The sequence below is a fragment of the Bartonella sp. HY328 genome, assembly GCF_025449335.1.
In the GTDB taxonomy this organism is placed as follows: Bacteria; Pseudomonadota; Alphaproteobacteria; order Rhizobiales; family Rhizobiaceae; genus HY038.
This window is the reverse complement of record NZ_CP104883.1, coordinates 1525056-1542908: the sequence shown is the minus strand read 5'-3', so window position 1 is coordinate 1542908 and position 17853 is coordinate 1525056. Positions and strand designations below refer to the sequence as shown.

16 protein-coding genes are annotated in these 17853 nt (G+C 41.3%); 5 read left to right on the top strand and 11 right to left on the bottom strand.

What is annotated here, in order from left to right; translation table 11 throughout:
- Positions 1 to 184 precede the first annotated feature (184 nt).
- Positions 185 to 676: a hypothetical protein gene (locus N5852_RS06575; protein ID WP_262099603.1), complete on the top strand. Its 492-nt coding sequence runs from the start codon at positions 185 to 187 to the stop codon at positions 674 to 676.
- Between the two features lie 374 nt (positions 677 to 1050).
- Here N5852_RS06575 and N5852_RS06570 read toward each other — a convergent pair whose 3' ends face one another.
- The 11 genes from N5852_RS06570 to N5852_RS06520 all read right to left on the bottom strand — a co-directional run bounded on the left by N5852_RS06570 (position 1051) and on the right by N5852_RS06520 (position 12357).
- Positions 1051 to 2376 carry a LysM peptidoglycan-binding domain-containing M23 family metallopeptidase gene (locus tag N5852_RS06570; RefSeq protein ID WP_262099602.1) on the bottom strand — a complete coding sequence of 442 codons (1326 nt, stop codon included), beginning with the start codon at positions 2374 to 2376 and terminating at the stop codon, positions 1051 to 1053.
- Between the two features lie 126 nt (positions 2377 to 2502).
- A complete protein-coding gene (locus N5852_RS06565; protein WP_262099601.1) occupies positions 2503 to 3165 on the bottom strand; it encodes a protein-L-isoaspartate(D-aspartate) O-methyltransferase in 663 nt (220 codons plus the stop codon).
- Between the two features lie 92 nt (positions 3166 to 3257).
- Positions 3258 to 4016, bottom strand: a complete 759-nt coding sequence (gene surE, locus N5852_RS06560; protein WP_262099600.1) for a 5'/3'-nucleotidase SurE — start codon at positions 4014 to 4016, stop codon at positions 3258 to 3260.
- A gap of 195 nt (positions 4017 to 4211) precedes the next feature.
- A complete protein-coding gene (gene serS, locus N5852_RS06555) occupies positions 4212 to 5492 on the bottom strand; it encodes a serine--tRNA ligase (RefSeq protein ID WP_262099599.1) in 1281 nt (426 codons plus the stop codon).
- Positions 5493 to 5565: 73 nt separating this feature from the next.
- Complete coding sequence (gene tatC, locus N5852_RS06550; protein ID WP_262099598.1) at positions 5566 to 6402, bottom strand: twin-arginine translocase subunit TatC; 837 nt, start codon at positions 6400 to 6402, stop codon at positions 5566 to 5568.
- Positions 6395 to 7066 carry a Sec-independent protein translocase protein TatB gene (tatB, locus tag N5852_RS06545; RefSeq protein WP_262099597.1) on the bottom strand — a complete coding sequence of 224 codons (672 nt, stop codon included), beginning with the start codon at positions 7064 to 7066 and terminating at the stop codon, positions 6395 to 6397. The genes tatC and tatB overlap by 8 nt, the downstream gene beginning before the upstream one ends.
- 152 nt (positions 7067 to 7218) lie before the next feature.
- The gene (locus tag N5852_RS06540; RefSeq protein ID WP_262099596.1) at positions 7219 to 7461 is read right to left on the bottom strand and encodes a twin-arginine translocase TatA/TatE family subunit; all 243 of its coding nucleotides are present in this window, start codon (positions 7459 to 7461) and stop codon (positions 7219 to 7221) included.
- Between the two features lie 129 nt (positions 7462 to 7590).
- The gene (gene scpB, locus N5852_RS06535; protein ID WP_262099595.1) at positions 7591 to 8262 is read right to left on the bottom strand and encodes an SMC-Scp complex subunit ScpB; all 672 of its coding nucleotides are present in this window, start codon (positions 8260 to 8262) and stop codon (positions 7591 to 7593) included.
- Positions 8255 to 9061 carry a segregation and condensation protein A gene (locus N5852_RS06530; RefSeq protein WP_262099707.1) on the bottom strand — a complete coding sequence of 269 codons (807 nt, stop codon included), beginning with the start codon at positions 9059 to 9061 and terminating at the stop codon, positions 8255 to 8257. Before N5852_RS06530 ends, scpB begins: the two co-directional genes overlap by 8 nt.
- An 89-nt stretch (positions 9062 to 9150) precedes the next feature.
- A complete protein-coding gene (gene nagZ / locus N5852_RS06525; RefSeq protein WP_262099594.1) occupies positions 9151 to 10176 on the bottom strand; it encodes a beta-N-acetylhexosaminidase in 1026 nt (341 codons plus the stop codon).
- Between the two features lie 90 nt (positions 10177 to 10266).
- Positions 10267 to 12357 (bottom strand): molybdopterin oxidoreductase family protein, encoded by a 2091-nt coding sequence (locus N5852_RS06520; RefSeq protein ID WP_262099593.1) that lies wholly within the window; start codon positions 12355 to 12357, stop codon positions 10267 to 10269.
- Positions 12358 to 12625: 268 nt separating this feature from the next.
- Here N5852_RS06520 and N5852_RS06515 point away from each other — a divergent pair, with 268 nt between their 5' ends.
- The 4 genes from N5852_RS06515 to der all read left to right on the top strand — a co-directional run bounded on the left by N5852_RS06515 (position 12626) and on the right by der (position 17180).
- Positions 12626 to 13330 carry a L,D-transpeptidase gene (locus N5852_RS06515; RefSeq protein WP_262099592.1) on the top strand — a complete coding sequence of 235 codons (705 nt, stop codon included), beginning with the start codon at positions 12626 to 12628 and terminating at the stop codon, positions 13328 to 13330.
- Between the two features lie 214 nt (positions 13331 to 13544).
- Positions 13545 to 14891, top strand: a complete 1347-nt coding sequence (gene nhaA, locus N5852_RS06510; RefSeq protein ID WP_262099591.1) for a Na+/H+ antiporter NhaA — start codon at positions 13545 to 13547, stop codon at positions 14889 to 14891.
- 177 nt (positions 14892 to 15068) lie between these two features.
- Entirely contained in the window at positions 15069 to 15746 is a 678-nt protein-coding gene (locus N5852_RS06505) for a tetratricopeptide repeat protein (protein WP_262099590.1), read from the top strand.
- 3 nt (positions 15747 to 15749) lie between these two features.
- Positions 15750 to 17180, top strand: coding sequence for a ribosome biogenesis GTPase Der (gene der, locus N5852_RS06500; RefSeq protein WP_262099589.1), 1431 nt, complete (start codon positions 15750 to 15752; stop codon positions 17178 to 17180).
- Positions 17181 to 17853: the final 673 nt, after the last annotated feature.

The following is a 17853-nucleotide window of genomic DNA, read 5'->3' as shown; positions in this document are numbered from 1 at the left end:
ATAAAAACGCAATCAATGCTAATACGATTTAACTAGAGCGTTAGCATAACTTTTTTTTCAAAAATTATAATAAATCTTAAAAAGTGATAAAACATTTATTAAGGGTGTTCTAGTCCTAAACAATTATATATATATTTAAAAATCATAATTTATTGCGCAAGGCGATTTAATCTATGGGGGTATCATGCCATTTTTATTGTTTGTTATTCTGCTTGGTGTTTTAATTGGTGTATATTATTACAATAATAATAGAAATAAACATTCCTTACCACGTCAACCAGTTGACGATAAATTAACCTCACTTTTAGCACTTAAAGATGAGCCAACGGTTTTGGCGGCTCTCTTATGTTTAGCAAGCCTATCTTATAAGGATAGTGATAATGAACTAGGCAATATGATTGAAAGCGATATATTGGCACAATTGACCGACAAGGCAAATGCTCGTTCGTCCTTAGTTGTCGCTGAAAATCTTTATTTCAAACTCAATGACCGCTTATTTATCATTGATGAAGCCGCACCTCTTTTAAACAAGCAAATATCGGCAAAAGATTGCCACCATTTATTTGTTCTTATAAATGAAGTGAATAAGAAAATAGAAAATGAGAACGGCATTAGTTTTTACATTAAACGGCTAGAAAAAAAGCTCATTTTAAACAACCCAAATGCTGCTAGTTAAAATATCCACTTATCATGAGTTAAAACAGCAGTTTTTTTGTGTTTTTTATGCTTATCCAATAATCGAAGTGACATTATCAAAAATACATGCTGGGCGATGGTGCAACCCAAGTATTCGCGATATCTAACAGTCTATTGGGCTTTGAATAGCTTTATGACGCAACATTTACTACAAAATTGAAAAAATTTTTTGGTTGATAAACGGCAGAAATATTTAAAAAGCATTTTAAATAGTCACAAAAAAAGCCTGACATGATTGCCAGGCTTTTTTAACAAAGAGTGAAAATAACTATTGCTGATACTTAACTATTATGTATCATCGGGTTAATAGAAAAATTTCAACATAGTCATTTTTACATTAATTATAATAGCTTATTAGTTTTCAAGAAATTTGACTGGATTAACCGGTACAGAATTTTTACGAACTTCAAAGTGCAATTTAGGCGTTGAGGCATTACCAGACATGCCAGATTTTGCAATTTCATCGCCGCGGCGTACCTGCTGATTACGCTTTACAAGAATTTTACTATTGTGCCCATATACCGTCACAATGTTATTTTCGTGGCGGATAAGTACTGTATTGCCAAATTCTTTCAAGCCATCGCCAGCATAAATAACAACACCATTTTCAGCTGCGCGGATTGATGTGCCTTCAGGAACCATGATATCAAGACCATCATTGGTTACAGTACCCTCAAGCTGGCCAAAACTACTCAAAATACGTCCGCGAGCAGGCCAACGCATTTGCGAAATACCAGTTGCTTGTGGAGCAACGGCAGCAACTTGCTCAGCTTGGGCGATCGAATCATTTTTGGAAGCGACAGCATTTTGTGCTTGTGCAGCAGGCTGTTGCGGTGTCGCCTGTTGGGCTGGAGCAACTTTTTGCGGTGCTGTGGTAGGCTGTTCCATACGCACAGCAACAGTTTCAATTACATTGCCTTGATTGGTATTTTGCGCTGTATTTTGATTTCCTGTTGTTGTTTGCGCTGCAGGTATATTAGGTTTAACGGCTGCGGTTTGCCCCACAGCTTGCGTGCGTGGAACACTTACCGGAGTTACAGGCGGATTTGCAGCAGCAACCGCTGTTCCTTGACCCGCAGAGCCACGACCTGGAATAATCAAATTTTGACCAACACGAATAGCACCACTTGAAAGGCCATTAGCGTTTTTAATATCATTAACACTAACACCATTACGGTTAGCCACACGCGTTAGCGTATCACCACTTTGCACGATATAGCTGCGATTACCAACGCTTGATGAGGCGTGACCACCTTGCACAGCACTTGCTGGCAATGTACCAAGATTACGTGGTGGCTCACCAGTGCCAGCCACTTGACCCGGTGCCAATTGGTGGGTTGGCTGCTGCGGGTATTGTGGCGTTTGGGCCTGATATTGTGGCTGTTGCGGAGCTTGATATTGTGGCTGCTGCGCAGCTTGATATTGCGGCTGCGCTGGCGGCAAAGCATTACTTTGAATAGTTCCGCTTTGCACTGGCGGCGGCAATTGCTGCGGCTGTGGCTGCTGTTGTGGAATAGGACGATTTACTGCTGCTTGCTGCGATGGTGTAGAATTTGTAAAGAGACCATCGGTAAACCGCATAGTATCAGAACTACAACCAGCAACTAAACCAGTAATTACTATGAGTGCCGCCCCCTGAATGTAACGGCGTGAAACCTTATCAATTATTTTTAAATGCATCTGATTTGCCTGTACCCGATAATCAATGTCAAGCACCATTAAATAGGGTTAATCTTACTTGAGAGTTAAGATTGGAAAAAAAATGTTAAAAAAATGCAATTTTTCTTATAATTTGCCTTAAAATAATCATAAAATCTCAGCAACCCCCTCAATAAAGGGTTGATAACGTACTTTAAACATATCGGAACGCTCAAATCGTGTGCCTGTTTTTGAATAGCGTATAATCGTTTGCATTCCGTCATCCACGCCAAGCGGAACAAGTAAAATGCCATTACCTGCTAATAATTCCATATAGGGCAGCGGTTCTTTTACCATTGATGGCCAAATAATAATACGATCAAACGGACCGTTAAATGAAATACCGCGCATGGCATCTGCTTGTCTTAGTATAATATTATCAAGCATTAAATTTTGGAAACGTATACGCGCTTCATCGCACAAAGTTTTATAACGCTCAACTGTTGTCACCATTCCTGCAAAGCGCGCAATCAGCGCTGCCGTAAATCCTGATCCAGTGCCAATTTCTAAAACCCGACTTTTTTTCTCCAATTGCAACGCATTAATCAAAATCAACTGCTCGTCAAGACGTTCGATATATTCGCCGCAATCAATGGGTATAACACTATTGCTATAGGCAATATTGCAAAATGCAGGATCCATAAAATTGCGTCGCGGCGTCTGCTCTAAAGCTGACAATAAATTTGAAACGTCAATTCCTTTTGAACGCAAGCGCAAAGCTAAATTGGCCAACGCCTCATATTCAGACATTGCATTATTTTCAGCGACCATAATTTTATAAACTCTTCAATTCTAAGGATGAAAAGCATGTTAGATGCTTTTCACCTTGTTATATAAACCACACCAATCATAGCAAACAATATTTAAGCAAAAGCTTTTTTTAACGCAATAAGCTGTTCATCAGCAGTAAGATCAAGATGTAACGGCGTGATAGAAATTTTGTTTTTGTCTATAGCATATGCATCGGTTCCCTCAGCACACAAGCTTCTATTACGAGAGAATTTGAGCCAAAAATAAGGAAAGCCACGCCCATCATGGCGCTCATCAATATAAATATCATGGGCGATATGCCCTTGGCAGGTCACGTCAATACCTGCTATTTCATCTGGAGCGCAAGCTGGAAAATTAATATTAGTCAGCACGCCTTGCTTATGGGGTAAAGCAATCAATTTTTGCAAAATTGTTGGTGCATGCTGGCGGGCAGTATCCCAAGGAATAATACGTTCATTATTATCGCCTACATATTCCTGCGACAGAGCAAAAGAGCGCACGCCTAATAAAGTCCCTTCCATGGCAGCTGCAATGGTACCAGAATAGGTAACATCATCAGCAAGATTACCACCTGAATTTACCCCAGATAAAACAATATCGGGTGCTTGCGGCAAAATATGTTTGATCGCCATAATGACACAATCGGTCGGTGTTCCACGAACCGAAAAATGCCGTTCATCAATTTGCCGCATGCGTAAGGGATCGGAAAGAGTTAAAGAATGAGACAAACCGCTTTGATCTTTTTCAGGAGCAACAACCCAGACATCATCACTTAAAGATCTCGCAATATCTTCAAGGACAGCTAAACCTTCGGCATGAATACCATCATCATTGGTGATTAAAATCCGCATCTGAAACTCCTTGAAATTTTTAAAAATCTAAGTTGAATAGAATTATGATGGACATGCAACTTTAATTATACGGCCAATATATTGGGTAAATCAGATTTATTACCAATATGTTGGCCTTATTTTTAAAATAGAAAAGCTATTTAGCAGCATAATCCTTTATTAAACATGCTGCCGTTTTATGACAGCATGATGATATCAAAGGGCAGCAATACGCGTGACGCCGCCCATATAAGGAACAAGTGCATCAGGAATTATAACGCTACCATCTTCTTGCTGATAATTTTCAAGTACAGCAATAAGGCAACGTCCCACAGCAGTTCCTGAACCATTAAGCGTATGGACGAATTGTAAAGCTTTTTCACCTTCTACCCGATAACGGCTATTCATACGGCGAGCCTGAAAATCTCCACAAACCGAGCAGCTAGAAATCTCGCGATAAGCATTTTGGCCAGGCAACCAAACTTCAATATCATAGGTTTTTTTAGAACCAAAACCCATATCGCCCGTGCATAATACAACGGTACGGAATGGAAGATCTAACCGCTTTAGCACTTCTTCTGCACATTCCGTCATACGCTCTAATTCAAGCAATGAAGAATCACGATCGGTTACTGCCACCATTTCAACTTTCCAGAATTGGTGTTGACGCAGCATACCGCGCGTATCGCGGCCAGCGGAACCAGCTTCAGAGCGGAAGCAAGGGGTTAATGCAGTAAAGCGCAATGGTAATATGCTTTCGTCTAAAATCTCTTCGCGCACCAAATTAGTAAGCGGCACTTCCGCTGTAGGAATGAGCCAACGGCCATCGGTGGTTTGAAAAAGATCTTCCGAAAATTTTGGTAATTGCGAGGTACCAAAAAGCGCTTCATCACGCACAAGAATAGGCGCGGACACTTCACGATACCCATGTTCATTGGTATGAAGATCTAGCATGAATTGGCCAAGTGCACGTTCAAGGCGCGCCAACATACCCGATAAAATCGTAAAACGCGCACCAGACATGCGCCCTGCCCGTTCAAAATCCATACCGCCTAATGCTTCACCAATATCAAAATGTTCTTTTGGTGCAAAATTAAATTCGCGCGGCGTGCCATATTTTCGCACTTCAACATTGGCACTTTCATCAGGACCAACCGGCACATCATCAAGCGGAATATTGGGCGTACGACACAAAACATCTTCCAGCGCTTGATTTAAACGGCGCTCTTCTTGTTCTGCTTCACTAAAGGCTGACTTTAAGGCTGAAACCTCTTCCTTTAATTTTTCTGCCCGTTCTTTATCGCCACTGGCCATCGCCTGACCAATTTCTTTGGATGCAGCATTGCGGCGCTCTTGCATTTCTTGCAAATTAAAAACATGGGCACGACGCTGTGCATCAAGAGCTATGATTTCAGCAGATTGCGCAGCTGCGCCGCGTTTTTGAAGAGCCTCATCAAGGCTTTGTGGATTTTCTCTGATCCATTTAATATCAAGCATAAATTTTCACCATTTTTAAAAAGCTAATGATTTGAAGACAAATAAAACTTGGTTTTATAGACCAAATGCCAAGTTAAGCACTATCATCTTCAGCTGCTTTTCGTCCTCTTTCAATCATACGTGCAATAATAATCGATACTTCGTAAAGGAGCACCATTGGAAGTGCAAGCGTAATATGGCTCAATACATCGGGCGGCGCGACAACGGCCGCAACAACGAACATAGCTACAATTGCATATCGCCGTTTACTTGCAAGCCCTTGCGCGGATAATATACCAACTTTAACCAGCAAACTTGTGACAATTGGCATTTGGAAAATTAAACCAAAAACCAGCACGAAGGAGATTACCCGCCGCAAATATTCCGACACTTTGTTCAATAATACAATCTTTGCAGCTCCATGCAAATCAACGCCAGCTTGCGGCACCTGCTGCATTGAAAGCGCAAGCCAACTCACCATCGGCGTTGCAAGATAATAAGCAACAGCTGCACCGACCAAAAATAATAAAGGGCCAGCTATTAAAAATGGTAAAAATGCATTGCGCTCATTTTTATAAAGTCCAGGCGCAATAAAGCGATAGAGCTGTATTGCAATAACTGGGAAAGCAATAACCACGCCACCAAAAGCGGCAATTTTAATCTTTGCAAAAACAAATTCAAATAAATCAGTATATATCAAAGTTAAATTAGCAGGGTCATCACCATGCCAAACCATCGCCCATTGCATAGGACGGACAATAAAATTAAAAATATCGACAGCAAAAGTAAAACATAGAACAAAAGCAATCAAGAAGGCGACAATGCACCAAATCAATCTTGAGCGCAGCTCATTTAAATGATCCATTAATGGCGCCGCACTATCATCCATATTTTCTGCTTTATCTGCCGCTATATTTTTGCTTTCACTCATCGGAACTTTGCGCCCCATTCTTATTATTAAAAATTTGACCCAATGGCGGCGACTTTATAGATCGCTCGAAATAATAGGCGGCTTTTTTCCCATGGCTATTGCGTGAAAAACGCCCGCTATTATGCTTCAAGCGATGTTTACGCAAAGGACGCTTCATTTCAAAGCTGGCATGGCGTTTTACACCCTTACCGTGATGATGCGGTGAAGCATCAAATGCGTAATGGTCTTGCTGATTTACACTGTGTGGCTTTTCACTCATCAGATAATTATCATCATCATGATAATTTGCAGGCGGCAATAAATTGCTACTATCCAAAATAGCTTGGTCTTTTAGTGAGGGAGACGCAATACCTTTCAACGCATCATTTGTTTGGCTTAGTGATTGTTTTACATCATTAGCAGCATCACGAAATGGATCAAATACCTGCGTAAAACTGCGCCTTGGATCAAGATTGCGAACCTCATCAAGCGCGGATTTTACGTCATCAAGCTCCGCGTCTTTCATCGCGTCGTCAAACTGTTGACGAAACTCTGCTGCGGTGCTGCGCATTTTTGCAGTTGCCTTACCCAAAGAACGCATCACCTTTGGTAAATCTTTTGGTCCAATTACAATTATTGCTACAATAGCAATAACCAGAAATTCAGACCAACCAATTCCAAACATCAACAACCCTCGCGCAACAAATAATGGCTTTTTATGACTACTTAATGATTATATACATTAATAAATACAATTAGATATTGGAAGATAGCCTATTAAATTACTACAGCCAACATTAAAGCGGACAACTATTTTAAAGTCCAACCCATGTTAAATCATTTATTTTCTGAAGATTTTTCATCAACCGATGCTTTATTGCTGGCAACAGCGTCACCACTCTTTGCATCAATCGTTTTGGTATCAGCCTGCTTTTCATCTTCATCATCCTTCATACCGGACTTGAAGTTTTTAATACCCTTTGCCACATCACCCATCAAATTAGGAATTTTAGCGCTACCAAACAATAGCAACACAATCACTAAAACAACAATCCAATGCCAAATAGAACCGAAACCCATTTGCGTCAATTTCCTTATTACAACAATTCAACTTTAACACTTTAGAAGCTTTTCATCCAAGTTTCAAACGCTACTATGCAAATTTGGCAATTTTATTAACCCATATCAATACTTATTGATCTAAAAAGCTTAATCGCTATCTTTAGGCGGCAAAAGCCCAAGCTGCTCCAAGTCAATATCCTCGTAAGGATCTTCTTCAAGACTCAATTCATCGCCATGAACCGAAGGAATCGGTATAGTAAAGTTTTCAGGCAAGCGCGAGGATAAAAGTCCCGCCCCTTTCAACTCCTCCATACCCGGCAAATCGCCAATATCGGGTAAGGTGAAGTGATCAAGAAAATCTTGGGTTGTACCATAAGTGACGGGTCTACCGGGTGTTCGTCTTCGACCGCGAATTTTTATCCAACCGGTCTCCATCAAAACATCAAGTGTTCCCTTGGAGGTTTCAACGCCGCGTATATCCTCAAGTTCCGCACGCGTTACCGGCTGATGATAGGCGATAATTGCCAAAACTTCTAAGGCTGCACGTGACAGCTTTCGCGCTGTTTGCTCTTCCTTGGATAATAAAAAGCTTAAATCAGGAGCGGTACGAAAAGCAAATGCATTGCCAACAAGACATAAATTAACACCGCGACCACTATAAATTTCAGTTAACTCGTTAATTATGGAATCAATATTGCTATTTTTTGGTAATCGCTCCGCCAATGCATTGCGCGAGACGGGCTCGGATGACGCAAAAAGAATTGCTTCTACCATCCGTAACAGCAAAGGCGAATTGTCAAATTTGGGCTTTTCAACCATTGCTAAGCTGTTCCCTATCTTCATCTCTATCGTCTTGTTTAACACGCATATAAAGCGGTAAAAAAACCCCACTTTGCCGCAGTTCTACCTGACCTTCACGCACCATTTCAAGACTTGCTGCAAAAGCACTGGCAATTGCAGTCTTACGCTCTTTGTCATCACTGATAAAACGAAGCAAATATTGATCAAGCGCCAACCAATCATGTGAAAGCTCACCCACCATACGGCTTAAAATTTGCCGAGCATATTTAAGTGGCCAGACCTTACGGTTGCCAACTTCAACATGACTGACCGCCTGCCGCTGCCTTATTCCAGTATAGGCCGTTAACAACTCATAAAGTGTCGTATTGAAACGATTTTTTCGCTCAACCACAACCATTTCTGGCGCGCCACGTTTAAAAACATCGCGCCCCAAACGGTTGCGATTAATCAATTTACCAGCAGCATCGCGCATGGCTTCCAAACGCCGCAAGCGAAATTGCAACATTTCCGCCATTTCTTCACCACTTGCTTCTTGCTCCCCTTGTTTTTTAGGAACCAATAACCGTGACTTTAAATAAGCAAGCCAAGCAGCCATAACCAGATAATCAGCTGCCAACTCTAATCTTACCTGTTGCGCTTGTTTGATAAACTGTAAATACTGATCAACCAGCGCGACAATCGAAATACGGGTTAAATCAACTTTTTGCGTGCGCGAAAGATGCAAGAGAAGATCCATAGGCCCCTCAAAACCTTGGACATCAACCACCAATTCCGGCTCACTCACACCGCGCGCTTCATCATCCCACCATTCGCTCATGGGAGGTGCATCAGATTGCGGTGTTTTTCCTGCTAAAGCCAAAATAACAAATATTCCTTATAGCCTATTGATTAAAAAGCATAAAACAATTAAAAACTTAGCGTTTCTGGAAAAAATTGAGCAAATTCTTGCCGTAATTCTTTTTCATCAGCAGCTATCATATTTACAACAAAGCATTCGGCATTAGCGGCTCTTTGCGCGGCCTTTTCTTGTAAATATGGGCTATTTTCAGCAACTTCCAACATTTCGCTAAAATTACCATTACAATGCAAAGCCATATCACAACCAGCTATAAATGCCTGCCGTGCTAAATTACCTATCGTTCCAGACAGTGCTTTCATGGATAAATCATCGGTCATTAACAGGCCATCAAAGCCGATATCACCACGAATAATATCAGAAATAACTTTGGATGATAGGGTGGCCGTTTGCTCTTGATCAATTGCTTCATAGACAACATGTGCTGTCATTGCGGTTGGCAAATGCGCTAATTGCTTAAATGGAATGAAATCAGATTGCTTTAATTCATTAATATCGGCTTCTACCCGCGCTAATGCCAAATGCGTATCACACATGGCACGGCCATGGCCAGGTATATGCTTCATAACCGGTAAAACACCACCGTCAATAAGTCCTTGTGCTGCAGCTTTACCCATTGCGGTGACAATCTCAGGTGTATGACCATAGGCACGCGAGCCAATAACATCATGACTACCAGCAATTGGCACATCTAAAAGCGGCAAACAATCAGCATTAATGCCATATTTTTTTAAATCAAAAGCATGAAGCCGCGACATGAGCCAAGCTGCGCGCAAGCCTTGCTCGCTATCTTTATTATAAATATCACCAAGAGCGGCTGCCGTTGGATAATTAGGAGCAAGTGGTGGGCGTAAACGCTGAACTCTTCCGCCTTCTTGATCTATAAAAATCAAAGTATTTTCATTATTAGATGCAAGTCTTATATCATCAGTAAGCGCAGATAATTGTTCGCTATTGTCAATATTGCGTGCAAATAGGATAAATCCCCATGGCTTATGCTGTTTAATAAAGGCACGTTCTTGATCATTTAATGACAGACCTGCAATGCCAGTGATAAATGCTTTACAATTTTCCATCTAATATTCCTTTGGCACAAGCCCAATGCTGATTCATTAAAACTGAATAAATGCCGTTATGTTGATTGAAATTCTATTAATCTAACAATTTTAATTTGCGCATTTTTTAACCCACACACTAATATCATGAACGGCTAAACCACCATTAGGTGCAGGTGACTGTGCGCCTGTTAACGTATTTATGCCCTCGCCATCCATAAATGCACTATTGGGGAAAATACCAGGAGATATAAGCACTCCGCGTTGCACCCCAGCAAAAATCTTAGCATGCAGCCGCACTTCCCCGCGTGCATTTCCTGTTGCAACAATCTCTCCATCCTCAATATCCAGCACTTTAGCATCTTCTGGATGGATATAGAGTTCCGGCCGCCTCTCTTTTTGTAATGATGTTGGCGTTTCAGCAAAAGTAGAATTTAAAAAATTATGCGCTGGTGATGTAGCCAATCGAAATGGGCAATCTTCACTGATGTGCTCAATATTATCCCATTGATCAGGAAATTGCGGCATTTCTTGCCAGTTTCCCTGATACCCCATTGAGGCTGGCGGACGGTTAGGAAAATTTTCATCCAGCCAATTTACTTTAAAGTGAAAGCGCTTATCATCCCAACCAAAGCCATTGATAAAATGCGCTTCATCAAAAGATGGCTGCACATCATACCAGCGTTTTTCTTGCAACTCCTCAAAACCACCAAAACCACTTTTTACCAATAAATCATCAATCAATGTTTTTTCGTCAAAATCAAACCCTGCAAAGCCAAGACGCTGTGCAAGTTGGTTAATGACAAACAAATTAGGTTTTGGCCCTAAAGGTGGCTCAATCAATTTTGGTCCAAGAATGATGTGTTGATGACCACCACCACAATAAATATCATCATGCTCGACAAACATAGTTGCAGGTAAAACAATATCGGCAAGCTTTGCGGTATCGGTCATGAACTGTTCATGCACAACCGTAAAAAGATCATCTCGCAGAAAACCTTGCCGAATAAGGCGCTGTTCAGGAGCGACATTAACTGGATTGGTATTTTGAATAAAAAGTACATTGACTGGAGGGCCACCATAAAGCGTATCCTTATCCCCACAAAGGATACGACCAATTTTTGACTGATCAAGACTGCGAATAGTAGGGTCCGCCAATTTCTTTCCAGTAATCTCATCACGATTTAGCACATAAATATCAGAATTGGAAAAAAATGCCCCTCCTCCTTCATATTGCCAAGAGCCAAGTACAGCAGGAATAGAGAGTGCCGCATGCATAGCAACAGCGCCATTGCGTTGACGGGTAAAGCCAAAACCAAGACGAAAAAAACAGCGTTTGGTCTCACCAATCACCTTGGCAAATTCTTCAATTTCCGCAACACTTAAACCAGTAATTTTCGCAGCCCATAATGGATCCCTATTGGCAACATGAGCCGCAAGCCCAAAAGGATCATCGGTGTAGGCTTTCATATAGGCATAATCTGCATAACCATCACGAAAAAGCACATGCATCACCGCACAAGCAAGCGCCGCATCAGTTCCAGGCTTTAAGATAAGCCCAATATCAGCTTGCTTTACCGTTGCGGTTTCAAAAACATCAATCGCAACAATCTTTGCTCCACGCTCTTTACGAGCGCGCACGGCATGGGTCATCACATTAACTTGCGTAGCCGCAGCATTGGTGCCCCAAATGACAATGCAATCGGATTTTTCCATTTCACGCGGATCAACGCCTGCAATACGCCCTGCTCCAGCAAAATAACCAGTCACCGCAGTATTGGTACAAAAAGTAGAAAACTGCTTGGAGAAATTTCCTGCATGCCGTAGACGATTAATCGAATCACGCTGCACCAAGCCCATTGTGCCCGCAAAGTAATAAGGCCAAACCGTTTGTGACCCAAAATGCTCAACTTGCTCAGTGATTTTTTCTGCAATAATATCTAGCGCTTCTTCCCACCCGATAGCTTGCCATTGCCCCGCACCTTTTTCACCAATGCGCTTTAAAGGTGTTAATAAGCGCTCACTATGATGGACACGCTCGGCATAACGGGCAACTTTGGCACAAACCACCCCAGCAGTATAACTATTATCTTTCGATCCTCTTACCCGACCAATGCGATTATCTGCCAATAATTCTATATCTAAGGCGCATGTCGAGGGGCAATCATGAGGACATGCCGAATGTCCTATACGCAAATTCATTTGAAATTCGCCTCTCTTAAAACCAAGAAAATTGATGACTTAGGCTTTATTAATCACAACCATTATCTTAAATATAACCAAGCTATTACCAATAAATAAGCATGATAACGTGAAACTTTTTGTGATCATACACGTTTATCAGCAATGATTAAGAAATTTTTTCATAATTATCTATAAAGATAATCACCAACAAGTTTATGCCAAATTCTTAAATTAGCCACATCCACAATTATGCGAAACAATTTCTATCCGAATCAAGGTTGAAGTAATGTCAGGTAAATTGAGCCGAAGAATATTTATGCTTTCCGCACCGCTTGCTTTAGGTGCATGCAGTGCAACAGGACGCCATATTGCTGACGCAACCCCAGCGCCAGCCAAAAAAATTAATCCCTATTATCTTGAAATGTATGGTGCAATTGACAGTGAACCTTACCCCGTCAAAGCTTCAGATATTAGTAAAATAGACCCAATCTATTGGCGCCAAATTGTTGCTTATCCAAGTTCTTATACACCTGGCACTTTAGTCGTCGATCTTAATAATTATTTTTGCTATTTTGTCATGGAAGACGATCAGGCTATCCGTTATGGTGTTGGCATTGCCGAAAATAATACTCTAAACTTTAGCGGCGATGCGATTATTGGTCGTAAAGCAATGTGGCCATCTTGGACACCGACCCCTAGCATGATGAGAAGATTGCCAGAGCGTTATGGACATCTTGGCGGCGGCATGGCACCTGGCCCACAAAATCCCTTAGGCCCTCGGGCACTTTATCTTTACCGTAATGGGCGCGATACTTTGTTCCGCTTGCATGGAACCACGGAAGAATGGAGTATTGGTAAAAACGTATCGTCTGGCTGCATCCGTTTTCTATTCCAAGATATCATCGATCTTTACAACCGCGTTACTGTGGGTAGTAAAGTTGTTGTTATTCCTCGCACTACAGATCACCAACAAGTCGCGCAACAAATCTAGTGTAAGAACCAAGCTGAAAACATTAGAGTTTAAACAAGCCATGGGAAGAAGTTGGTTCCCATGGCTAGACAATAAAATTCAATTTTCGTTTGTCATATGAGAAACGGTTGAATAAACGAAAAAATATCTTATAATAAATGCGAGGGTGTCAATTAGAATAATCTATTGGCAGGAATGTTCTTGGTCGGGCCGCTGAGATAGCGGAGCTATACTTATGAACTATCAAGATCAACCATCGCAATCGGTAACAAAACCCCATTTCATTGCCAAAATTTATTTCTGCATTTTAATTCAAATCAAAAAGCTTATGCACTTGGAAGCTTTTGCAGGTGTCCTTTTAATTGCTGCCGCAGCCATTGCGCTATTTTGGGCCAATTCATCTTTTTATGAAACCTATGTTGGTTTTTGGCATACAAAACTTGGTATTTCACTAGGCGCGTTTTCTTTAAATTGGGATCTGCATTTTTGGGTCAATGATGTCTTGATGACATTTTTTTTCCTCATTGCTGGCCTTGAAATCAGGAAAGAAATCCATAATGGCGCACTTTCAAGCATTAAACAGGCAACATTACCAATTATTGCAGCCCTTGGCGGCGTTTTAGCACCAGCCCTCATTTATATGCTGTTTAACACAGATCCAATTAGCCATCACGGCTGGGCAGTTCCAACTGCCACCGATATCGCCTTTGCTGTTGGTATTCTAGCCCTCCTTGGGCGTTCTTTGCCGAGCAATATTCGCGTAGTACTGCTTTCACTTGCGATCATTGATGATATTATCGCCGTACTTATTATTGCAGTTTTCTATTCCAATGGCATTGACGCTTCAGCACTGCTAATTGCTATTGCAGCTATTGGTCTTATCTATATTTTTCATTTCTTTGGTATTTCATCAGCTTTTGCTTATTCATTACCAGCAAGTGTGCTTTGGTTTGGCCTTTGGAAAGCCGGCATCCACCCCTCTCTTGCGGGTGTCGTTCTTGGACTTTTAACGCCAATTATTTATCAACCTTTACAGCTTGGTAAAGACAATAAGCCCCATAAGGCTTTGATAAATCCACTCGCGATTGTTGAAAAGCATCTTCATCCTTGGGTTGCGTTTTTTATTATGCCGGTTTTTGCGCTTGCCAATGCAGGAATCTACCTTGGCGACATCAATCTTTCTGCTAATGGTACATTAGGAATAACCATCGGGGTAATGGCAGGCCTTATCATAGGCAAGCCGCTCGGCATTATTTTAACGAGTTTTATCGCCGTTAAATTGGGTGCCTGCCGCCTGCCCCCACAAGTTGACTGGCGCGCCATGATATTGGTTGGCTTATTGGCTGGCATTGGCTTTACTATGGCAATTTTTGTTGCCATGTTGGCTTTTAGCAATCCCGAACAATTAGCAAGCGCTAAGATCGGTGTGTTATTAGGTTCAGGACTATCAGCAATTATTGGACTAATTTATGGTTTTTTATATTTACGTTTTATCAGCAAAAAAATCAGCCTAACGCTTAAACGCTCCAATACTCCAGCAAAAGCCAATGACATTGAATTAAATTGTATTGAATTGGATTGAATTTTTCAAATTTATCGCAATTTAAACAAGCTATCCTCAAAAAAAAGCTTTGATGAAGTGCTAGAATGATCAAAGTTCAGTTAAAAATTATTCAAGTGCAAAAAATAGCTTTGCTATTGCCGCATTTATGCTTAAAAGCTATCTTTAACGAGATAAATTACCATAGAGAGTTTTGTAATGGCAGAAGACGACAGCTTTATTCGCGAAGTTAACGAAGAAATTCGTCAAGAAAAAGCGCGTGCTTTATGGGGACGTTTTGGGCCGATGATTATCGGCGGTGCTGTTGCCCTTGTTCTTGGTACTGCAGTTTGGCAGGGTTATAGCTATTGGCAAAACAATAAAGCTGCCGGAATTGGCGACACAATGCTGTTTGCAGCCGATCTTGCTAAAGGCGGCAAAATCGATGAAGCAATGGCAAGTCTTAAGCAAGTTGAAGATTCCAATTTTGGTGGCTATTCAGCACTTGCACAAATGCGCCAAGCGGCTTTAACCTTTGAAAAAGGTGATAAACAAGGTGCTGTTGCTATGTTTGATAAAATAGCTCAAAACAGCGACACCCCAAATGGCTTAAAAGATGTTGCCAGTATTCGTGCGGCATATATCTTGGTCGACACAGCAACATTTAACGAGTTAAGCCAACGCGTTGCTGTTTTCGCCTCCGATAATAATCCAATGCGATTTTCAGCATGGGAAATTTTGGGGCTTTCTGCATGGAAAGCTGGCAATTTAGCCGAAGCCAAAAAATATTTTCAACAAATCACTAAAGAAAGTGAAAGTGACGGCACAGGCTTAGCAGCCCGAGCTCAACTTATGTTGGGCCTGATCAATAGCCGCACAGAAAGTACAAAAGGCTAATTTATGGCCCTTACAATCGCTATTATTGGAAGACCCAATGTTGGGAAATCCACCTTATTTAATCGTCTAGTTGGTCAAAAGCTAGCAATTGTCGATGATACACCAGGCGTAACCCGCGACCGCCGGCATCATGCCGCGCGTCTACAAGATTTACGTTTTGACATTATTGATACCGCCGGCCTTGAAGAAGCTGCCAATGACACACTTGAAGGCCGTATGCGAGCGCAAACACGCGCGGCCATTGAAGAAGCAGATCTTATTCTTTTCGTGCTTGATGCAAAAGCTGGCCTTACGCCAGCTGATACAACATTTGCTTCACTTGTGCGAAAATCTGGCAAGCCAATCATTCTCATTGCCAATAAATCCGAAGCAAAGGATGCAAATGGCAATTTTTATGATGCTTGGAAATTAGGCTTTGGTGAACCATGTCCTATTTCTGCCGAGCATGGTCTTGGCATGTCGGACTTGCGTGATGCCATCGTTGAAGCCGTTGGTTCAGAAAAAGCATTTGAAAAAGAAAAAGAGGAAGAACGCCTCAAGATCGAATCTGCTTCCATTGGTGATGACATTGATGATCCCGATGCTGAAGAGCCAGAATATGACGATACCAAGCCGCTGCGTATCGCCATTGTTGGCCGCCCTAATGCTGGCAAATCGACATTAATCAACACCATGCTTGAGGAAGACCGCTTATTGACCGGCCCTGAAGCTGGTATTACTCGCGATTCTATTTCAGTGGATTGGGAATGGCGCGGCAGAAAAATTAAACTTCATGACACAGCTGGTTTAAGACGTAAATCTCGTGTGCAAGAAAAGTTGGAAAAGCTTTCTGTTGCCGATACTTTAAGAGCTGTTCGCTTTGCCGAAGTAGTTATTGTTCTTTTTGATGCAACAATTCCATTTGAAAAGCAGGACTTGCAAATTGTTGACCTTATTATACGTGAAGGTCGCGCACCAATTATTGCTTTCAATAAATGGGACTTAATCGAAAACCGGCAGGAAACCTTAACCGACTTACTCGAAAAATGCAGCAGGCTTCTGCCGCAAGTTCGCGGTTTACGCGCTATTCCTATTTCCGGTGAACGCGGCCAAGGTATTGATAAGCTGATGGAAAATGTCGAAATGGTTCACCGTATATGGAACCGGCGCATTTCAACAGCAAAACTTAATCGTTGGCTTGGTGGGATTATTACCCACCATCCACCGCCAGCAGTATCCGGCCGCCGGTTAAAAATTAAATATATGACGCAGATTAAGACAAGACCACCCGGCTTTGTTATATCGTGTTCGCGCCCAGATGCTATGCCGCAATCCTATTTGCGCTATCTTGTCAACAGCTTACGCGAGACATTTAAGATGCCCGGCGTTCCGATAAGATTATCGATGCGCAAACCAGATAATCCATTTGCCGGACGCGCTAAGAAAAAGCATTAATTTAATCATATTTATTATTAGTTTAAGCGCCGTTGCGATAAAAGCATCGGCGCTTTTCACATTCAAATATATCTGCAACTATTTGATTTAAAAGCAAGATCTAGTTTTAAATAGCAACGCGTTTTAAATATTAATGCGCTTTAAACACTGTATCAAAGCCATATTATTTGCATTATTAGCGGCAGATCAAAGATCACACCTCACAGTCACTCTACCAATTTTCAAGAATGACTAATAGCGCTATGAGCGCGCACCGCTAAAAGCTTTGCCTTAAAACCTACACGCTACATATTCAGTAAATGAATCCCAACTTACTTAAGCACCAATCAAGTCTATTGTGCACCATTTTAATTTTTCCACGCAGCAGATTATAGTTAATATACAAGACGCAATTATCGGATGAGCAACGTAAATTTATTAAGTTAGATCTTAACCATTTTATCTTTGGTAAAAATTAAAAAAATTTTTTTAAAAAAAGCTCAAAATAAGCCTTATGAAAAAGCCCAGAAATACGCTGAAATATCATCTTATGCCACCAATAATAGACACGGCTTATTACAGCGAATAAAAAAATGTCTTTCTTTCTAAATTAATCATATACGAATGCGTTAACCAATGTTATTAACCATTCGTTCGCTCGAACACACATTGTTAACCTTAAATAAAGTTTACT